Here is a 7588-nt window from a genome sequence, read left to right as displayed (position 1 = left end):
CAGCCGGCGCCGCGGCGGCGGCGCGGCGGCGCACGGCCGCCGAGGCGTCGTACGCCCCGAACACCCCGACCGCGCCGAACACCCCGCACGCCCGCGCCCCGCACTGGCGCGAGGTCGTCGAGGGCGCGACCGCCGCCCCGGACGGGCCGGTGCTCGTCATCGGCTCGCCGTTCCTGTGGTGGATGCGCGTCGGCGAGCTGCGCGCGGTCCTCGCCCCGGTCGTCGCCGGCACGGCGGCCTCCGCCCAGCCCGACATCGCCGCGGCGCGGCGCTTCGTCCGGGCCCTGGACGCGGCCGCGGCGCTGCCGTCGCCCCGCCGCGCCGTGCGCATCCCGTCCGTGCCCCGCCCGCACCGCCGCACCCTGCTGCTGAGCCTGGCCGTCTTCGCCCCCGCCATGACCGCCACCGGCTTCGTGCTCTCGCTCGGGCCGTCCCTGCTGGCCGAGCTGCTGCACACCGGGAACCGCGCGCTCGCCGGCGGCATGATCTTCCTGCTCTTCGCGGCGGCCACCGGCGTCCAGTTCGCCGTCCGCGGACTTCGCGTACGCACCCTTTTCCGGCTCGGCGCCACGCTCACCACCGCCTCGATGGCGGCCCTGGTGCTGGCCACGGCCACCACGTCGGTGCCGCTGCTGCTCGCCGCCGCCGTGCTGGCCGGCCTCGGCCAGGGCAGCTCGCAGCTCGGCGGGCTGAGCACGCTCAGCGCGCGGGTGCCGTCCACCCGCCTCGCCGAGGCCAACGCGGCGCTCACCTCGGGCGGCTACCTGATGGCCGGGGTGCTGCCCGTCGCCGCGGGCTACCTCAGCGACGCGGTGGGGCTGACGGCGGGCACCACCACGTTCGGCATCGCCGTCGCGGTGCTGGTGACGGCCGGCGCGGCGGCGGCGACCCGCCGCTGAGCGCGCCGCCCGCCGCCGCCCGGGGCGTCACCACTCGGCGAACGACCCGTCCGGGTGCCGCCACACCGGGTTGTGCCAGCTCTCCGCCGTGCCGTCCGCGGCCCGTACCGCCCGCTCGTCGATCTCCACGCCCAGCCCCGGCCCGGTGGGCCGCAGCAGGTGCCCGGCGTGGAAGCGGAAGACCTCCGGGTCGGCGACGTAGTCGAGCAGCTCCGCGCCGGAGTGGTAGTGGATGCCGATGGACTGCTCCTGGATGAGGAAGTTCGGCGTGCAGAAGGCGAGCTGCAGGCTCGCCGCCAGCGCGAGCGGGCCCAGCGGGCAGTGCGGGGCGATCGCCACGTCGTACGTCTCGGCCAGCGCGGCGATCCGCCGGGTCTCCGAGAGGCCGCCCGCGTGGGACAGGTCCGGCTGCAGCACCGCCACGCCCGCCCGCAGGGCCGGCAGCACCTCGGCGCGCGAGAACAGCCGCTCGCCGGTGGCCACCGGCAGCGACGTGGCGCCGGTGACCCGCTCCAGCAGATGCGTGTGCTCGGGCAGCACCGGCTCCTCCACGAACATCGGCGCGTACGGCTCCAGCACCCCGACCGCCCGGATCGCCCCGGCCACCGAGAACCGCCCGTGGAAGTCGACGGCGAAGTCCCCCTCCGGGCCCAGTGCCTCGCGTGCCGCCTCCGCGCGCGCGGCGATCCGGCGCAGGTCGGCGACGTTCGGCAGCCGGTCCATGCGCCCGGAGCCGTTCATCTTCACCGCCGTGAAGCCCGCTTCCACCTGCGCGGCGACCTGGTCCCGCACCTCGGCGGGCGCGTCGCCGCCGACCCAGCAGTACGCGCGGGCGCGCTCGCGCACCGGGCCGCCGAGCAACTGGTGCGCGGGCGCGCCGAACGCCTTGCCGGCGATGTCCCACAGCGCCTGGTCGAGCCCCGCGACGGCGGAGGAGAGCACCGGCCCGCCGCGGTAGAAGGACCCCTTGGTCATCAGCTGCCAGTGGTCCTCGACGCGCAGCGGGTCGGCGCCGACGAGGAACTGCTCGGCGAGTTCGTGGACGGCCGTGCGGACGGTCGCCGCCCGGCCCTCCACGACGGGTTCGCCCCAGCCCACGAGACCGTCGTCCGTCTCGATCCGGCAGAACAGCCAGCGCGGCGGCACGGCGAAGGTCTCGACCCGGGTGATCTTCAACTGCCTACTCCTTGACGCTGCCCTCGGTCAGCCCGGTCCGCCAGAAGCGCTGGAGGACGAGCATCGCGACGGCCAGGGGGATGACGGAGACGAAGGCCCCGCCGATGGTGTACTGCGTGAGTTCGGGTACCCGGTCCGCGGCCTGCTGCCAGGTGACGAGCCCGAGGGTGATGGGGTACTTCCGGTCGTCGGAGAGCATCACCAGCGGCAGGAAGTAGTTGTTCCAGATGTGCACGAACTGGAAGAGGAAGACCGTCACCAGCGCCGGCGTCATGATCCGCAGCACCAGCGTGAAGAAGATCCGCCCCTCGCCCGCGCCGTCCACGCGCGCCGCCTCCAGCACCGAGTCGGGCACCGCGGACTCGGCGTAGATGCGGCAGAGGTAGACGCCGAACGGGCTGACGACGCTGGGGATCAGAACGCCCCAGTAGGTGTTGGTCAGCTCCAGCCTGCTGAACATCAGGTACAGCGGCAGCGCCAGCGCCGTCGAGGGCAGCAGCACGCCCGCCAGGACGAACTTGAACACCGCCTCCCGGCCCGCGAAGCGGTACTTGGCCAGGGCGAAGCCGGCCGCGGCGGACAGCAGCGTCGCCAGCACCGCGCCGACGCCCGCGTACAGCAGCGAGTTCAGCGCCCAGCGCAGGTAGACGTGCCCGTCGTAGCTGAACACCCGGCTCAGGTTGTCCCACAGCCGCGGGTCGTCGAACCACAGGCCGAAGGAGCCGTAGAGGCTGTCGTTCGACTTGGTGGCCGCGACCACGAGCCAGTAGACCGGCAGCAGGAAGTACAGCGCGGCCGCCGTCAGCACGGCGACGAGGACGATGCGGCCGGGGCGCGGGACCCGGCGCCGCCGGGGGGCCGGCGCGGCGGTCCCGGTCCCGGCCGGCGGGGCGGCCGTCGTGGTGGTCGTGCCGGTGGCGCTCACCGCTCGCTCCTTTGCTTGCGGGTGACGAGGCTGAGGAATCCGAACGACAGCACCATGGCGACCACGGCGAGGATGACCGACTTGGCCGCGGCCAGGTACAGGTTGGCGTTCGCGAAGGCGTCGAAGTACGCGCTGAGGTTGGGGGTGTAGTCGGTGGTGACGGCGGGGGCGACCTTCTTGAGTACCAGCGGCTCGGCGAAGAGCTGCATCGTGCCGATGATGGAGAACACCGTGGTGAGCACCAGCGCGGGCCGCACCAGCGGGATCTTGATGCGCAGCGCCGTCTGCCACGGCCCGGCGCCGTCGATCTCCGCCGCCTCGTACAGCTCCTGCGGCACGGACTTCAGCTGGGCGACGATGATCAGCATGTTGTAGCCGGCGAACTCCCAGACCACGATGTTCGCGATCGACCACAGCACGTTGTCGTAGCCGAGGAAGTCCGGCTGGAAGCCGAGGTCCCCGAGCACGTCGTTGACGGGGCTGACCCCGGGCACGTAGAGGAAGCCCCACAGGATGGTGGCGATCACGCCGGGGATGCCGTACGGCAGGAAGTACGTGGCCCGCAGCAGCCCCGCCCAGCGGTCGGACACCTGGTCCAGCAGCAGCGCGAGCACCAGCGCGAGCAGCAGCATCACCGGCACCTGCACGACGCCGAAGAGCAGCACCCGGCCGAAGCCCTCGACGAACGTCTCCTGCTGCAGGGCGAGGGAGTAGTTCTCGAAGCCGGCGAAGCCGACGGACGGCTCGCCCAGTCCCATGGGGCCGCTGCGCTCGACCTTCAGCATGCTCTGGTAGACGGCGTAGAGGATCGGCACCACCATCGCGAACAGGTACAGCGCCAGGAACGGGCCGAGGAACGCCCACGCCCTGCGGTCGGGGCGGCTGCGGCGCCGGCGGCGCGCGGCGCGGTCCGGCCGCGCCGGGCGTGGCCGCACGGATGTGCTCATCGCGCGCTCCTCGCCTTCAGTCCCTTGGCCTTCAGGTCGTCCACGAACTTGCCCTCGGCGTCCTTCAGCGCGTCCGTCAGGGAGCCGTGGCCGGCGATGACGCGGCCGAAGGCGTCCTGGACGTGGGCGTACGACTGCGTCGTGGTCGGCGCGAAGCGCCAGGAGGTGTCGACGTTGCGGTCGGAGAGCTGGAAGACCTCGTTGTAGCGCTGGCCGCCGAAGAACGGGTCGGGCCTGCCGAGCGCGGACTCCGCCAGCTCGATCTTCGCCGCCGGCCAGCCGTAGCCCGCTTCGATCAGCAGGTCGATCGCCGCGGGGTCGGTGTTGAGCCAGTGCGCGAACTCCAGCGCCTCCACCGGGTGCCGGCTGCCCTGCAGGATCGCGGTGGCCGAGCCGCCCCAGTTGGACGAGGCGTGCGCGCCGCGCTCCCACTGCGGCAGCTCGGCGACCCGCCACCGGCCCTCGGTGCGCGGCGCGTTGCCGCGGATGAGCGCGTCGTACCACTGCGCGCCCGGCCAGGTGGCCAGCCCGCCGGTCTGCAGGCCCTTGAAGAAGGCGGACTGCGAGTCCTGGACGGGCGCCACGAGGCCGTCGGAGAGCATCCCGTCCCAGAAGTCGGCGACCTCCAGCGACTCGGGACCCGCGAGGTCGACCACCCAGGCGTCGCCCTCGGTGCTCACCCAGTGGGCGCCGCGCTGCCAGGGGAAGGCGGCGAACCACTGGGCGTTGGCGGGCGGGAAGGCGCTGATGACGGAGCCGCCGCTGCGCTTCTTGATCTTCATGGCGGCGGCCCGGTACTCGTCCCAGGTCGCCGGGACGTCGATGTCCCACCTGTCGAAGAGGTCACGGCGGTAGAACAGGCCCATCGGGCCGGACGCCTGCGGGATGGCGTAGGTCCTGCCGGCGAACACCCCCTGCTGCCACTGCCAGTCGACGTACGCGTCCCGCAGCTCGTCGGCGCCGTACTCGCTCAGGTCCGTCAGGCCGTTGACGAGCATGAACTCGGGCAGCGCGTAGTACTCGACCTGCGCCAGGTCGGGCGGGTCGCCCGCGGTGAGGGAGGAGTGCATCTTCTGGTAGCCGCCGGAGGTGTTGGCCGGCACCGTCTGCACGTCGACCCGGACGTCCGGGTTCTGCCTGTTCCACAGCGCCACGGCCTTCTGCAGCGGCACCCAGGTCCAGAAGGTGAGCGTGATCTTCTGGCCCGGCCTGCGCTCGGTCGCCCTGGTCATCCGGGCCGCGCCGACCTCCTCGCCGCAGCCCGCCAGGGCGGGCACGGCGGCCGCCGCGGCGCCCCACGCCAGGACCTCTCTTCGGGTGGGCATCCGACCTCCTCGTCAGTGCTTCTTCTCAGTGCCGCAGGACGACGACGCCGCGGGCGGGCAGCTCGACCGAGTCGACGGGGCCCTCGCCGGGGCCGGGGCCGTCGCCGGCCAGCGCGCGCATCGGCTCGGGCAGGGTGACGGTCGCGGCGCTCTCGCCGTGGTTCAGCAGGAACAGGAAGCGCGCGGCCGGCTCGTCCGCGCCCTCGCGCACGGTGGCCTGCACGCCCGCCGGCAGCCCCGGCAGCACGGGCGCCGCCCCGGCCCCGGCGCGCACCCGGTCCACCAGGGTGCGCATCGCCGCCGGCGTGAGCCGGGTGCCCGCGTACCAGGCGACACCGTCCCCGTACGCGTGCCGGGTGACCGCGGGCCGGCCGGCCAGCTCGCCGGCGCCGAACGCGGCGACGGCGGTGGCGCCTTCGAGGTCGATCGCCTCCGACCACAGGTCGCCGCCGCCGGTGAGCGCGCCGGTCAGCGGCAGGCTCTGCTCCTCGGCGAGCGGCCAGAACTCCTCCACCCGCAGCCCCAGGACCTCGCGTAGCGGGGCCGGGTAGCCGCCGGGGTGTACCCGGTCGCAGTCGTCGGAGATGCCGGTGAAGTACGAGACGAGCAGGTGCCCGCCGGCGCGTACGTACGCGGTGAGCCGGGCCCCGGTGGCGGCGCTCATCAGGTACAGGTTCGGCACGAGGACGAGCCGGTACCCGGACAGGTCGCGGTCCGGCGGCACCACGTCGCACGGCACGCCCGCCTCGAAGAGCGGTTTGTAGTGCCGCCGCAGCGTCTCGGTGAAGTCCAGGTCGGCGGACGGGTGCGAGCCCTGTTCCAGCGCCCACCAGCTGTTCCAGTCGGCCACCAGCGCCACCTCGGCGCGTGCACGCGAGCCGGCGAGCTGCGGCACGGCGCCCAGCTCCCGGCCCAGCGCGCTCACCTCGCGGAAGATCCGGGTGTCGGGGCCGGCGTGCGGCACCATCGCCGAGTGGAACTTCTCCGCGCCGCCCGGGGTCGCGCGCCACTGGAAGTACAGCACCGCGTCCGCGCCCTGCGCGACGGCCTGCCAGCTCCACAGCCGCATCGAGCCGAACGGCTTGGGGCTGTTGCGCCGCCGCCAGTTGACGGCGCTGGGCGCCTGCTCCATCAGCATCCACGGCCGGCCGCCGCCCGCCGAGCGGGTCAGGTCGAAGGCCAGGCCGGCGCCGATGTGGGCCTCCGGATCGTACGGGTCCTGGTAGTAGTCGAGCGCGGTGACGTCCTCGTGCGCGGCCCAGGAGAACGCGTCGACGGCCTTGTGCAGCGGCAGATGGTTGGTGGTGACGGGCACGTCGGGGGTGATCCGGCGCAGCGCCTCCTTCTCGGCGAGGTAGCACTGCAGCAGGGCGTCGTCGCAGAAGCGCGCGTAGTCCAGCTCCTGGGCCGGGTTGGGGTGCGTCGGGGTGGTGCGCGGCGGGAGGACCTGCTCGAAGGTGTCGTAGCGCTGGGACCAGAAGGTGGTGGCCCAGGCGGTGTTGAGCGCCTCGACGGTGCCGTACCGCTCGCGCAGCCAGCGGCGGAAGTCGGCGGCGGAGACGTCGCAGTAGCACCGCGGGTTGGAGCAGCCGTACTCGTTGCCGATGTGCCAGCTGTCCAGGGCGGGGTGGGTGCCGTAGCGGGTGGCCAGCTCGGTGACCAGGCGGACGGCGTGCTCGCGGTAGACCGGGCTGGAGGGGCAGAAGTGCTGCCGCGAGCCGGGCCACCTGCGGACGCCGTCGGGGCCTTCGAGCAGGATCTCCGGGTGCCGCTCGGACAGCCACGGCGGCGGGGAGGCGGTCATGGTGGCCAGGCAGACGCGCACCCCCGCGCCGTGCAGGTCGTCCAGCACGCGGCCGAACCAGTCGAAGTCGTACGCGCCCGGCCGCGGTTCGACCAGTGCCCAGGAGAAGATCCCGGCCGTCACCATGGAGACCCCGGCCTCCTTCATCAGCCGGATGTCCTCGGCCCTGACCTCCTCAGGCCAGTGCTCGGGGTTGTAGTCGCCGCCGAAGTGGATGCGCCTCACGTGTGCTTCCTCCGCCCCTCTTGCTGATTCCATAATTTACGAATTAACGTTCGGGCAACGTAGAAGCGTCCCGGCAGATCCGTCAATACCTGGAGCGTGACCTCGTGACCGCACCCGCAGCCGGCGGCCCCGGCCGCTTCGCCGGCCGTACCGCCGTCGTCACCGGAGCCGCCGCCGGCATCGGCGCGGCCGTCGCCGGCCGGCTCGCCGCCGAGCGCGCCGACGTCGTCATCGCCGACATCGACGGCGACCGGGCCGACGCCACCGCGGCGGAGTTCTGCGCCGCC

General features: G+C 73.5%; 6 protein-coding genes and 1 pseudogene. 2 read left to right on the top strand and 5 right to left on the bottom strand.

The window, feature by feature from the left end:
- Positions 1–899: pseudogene (locus tag ABD317_RS30850) on the top strand (hypothetical protein); the annotation flags it as partial.
- Positions 900–926: 27 nt separating this feature from the next.
- On the opposite strand, the gene dgoD reads toward ABD317_RS30850, so the two are convergent.
- Genes dgoD through ABD317_RS30825 form a run of 5 tightly spaced genes read right to left on the bottom strand, consistent with a single transcriptional unit; the run spans position 927 to position 7301 of the window.
- Complete coding sequence (dgoD, locus tag ABD317_RS30845; protein WP_344294167.1) at positions 927–2075, bottom strand: galactonate dehydratase; 1149 nt, start codon at positions 2073–2075, stop codon at positions 927–929.
- A gap of 4 nt (positions 2076–2079) precedes the next feature.
- Entirely contained in the window at positions 2080–3000 is a 921-nt protein-coding gene (locus tag ABD317_RS30840) for a carbohydrate ABC transporter permease (protein ID WP_344294166.1), read from the bottom strand.
- Positions 2997–3947, bottom strand: a complete 951-nt coding sequence (locus ABD317_RS30835; RefSeq protein ID WP_344294164.1) for a carbohydrate ABC transporter permease — start codon at positions 3945–3947, stop codon at positions 2997–2999. The genes ABD317_RS30840 and ABD317_RS30835 overlap by 4 nt, the downstream gene beginning before the upstream one ends.
- On the bottom strand, positions 3944–5272 hold the full coding sequence (locus tag ABD317_RS30830; protein WP_344294162.1) for an ABC transporter substrate-binding protein: 1329 nt from the start codon (positions 5270–5272) through the stop codon (positions 3944–3946). Before ABD317_RS30830 ends, ABD317_RS30835 begins: the two co-directional genes overlap by 4 nt.
- A gap of 25 nt (positions 5273–5297) precedes the next feature.
- A complete protein-coding gene (locus ABD317_RS30825) occupies positions 5298–7301 on the bottom strand; it encodes a beta-galactosidase (RefSeq protein WP_344294160.1) in 2004 nt (667 codons plus the stop codon).
- A 104-nt stretch (positions 7302–7405) separates the two neighbouring features.
- Between ABD317_RS30825 and ABD317_RS30820 the strand changes: the two genes are divergently transcribed.
- A partial coding sequence (locus ABD317_RS30820) for an SDR family NAD(P)-dependent oxidoreductase (RefSeq protein ID WP_344294158.1) occupies positions 7406–7588 on the top strand: 183 nt, incomplete at its 3' end.

The organism is Streptomyces synnematoformans, assembly GCF_039531005.1.
Lineage (GTDB): Bacteria > Actinomycetota > Actinomycetes > Streptomycetales > Streptomycetaceae > Streptomyces > Streptomyces synnematoformans.
The sequence above is the reverse complement of the archived record's forward strand: the minus strand, read 5'-3'. Positions and strand labels throughout refer to the sequence as shown.

Bases quoted from the DNA above. Each gene is read 5' to 3' on its own strand.
- ABD317_RS30835 (WP_344294164.1), bottom strand. From the start codon at position 3,947: ATGAGCACATCCGTGCGGCCACGCCCGGCGCGGCCGGACCGCGCCGCG.
- ABD317_RS30830 (WP_344294162.1), bottom strand. From the start codon at position 5,272: ATGCCCACCCGAAGAGAGGTCCTGGCGTGGGGCGCCGCGGCGGCCGCC.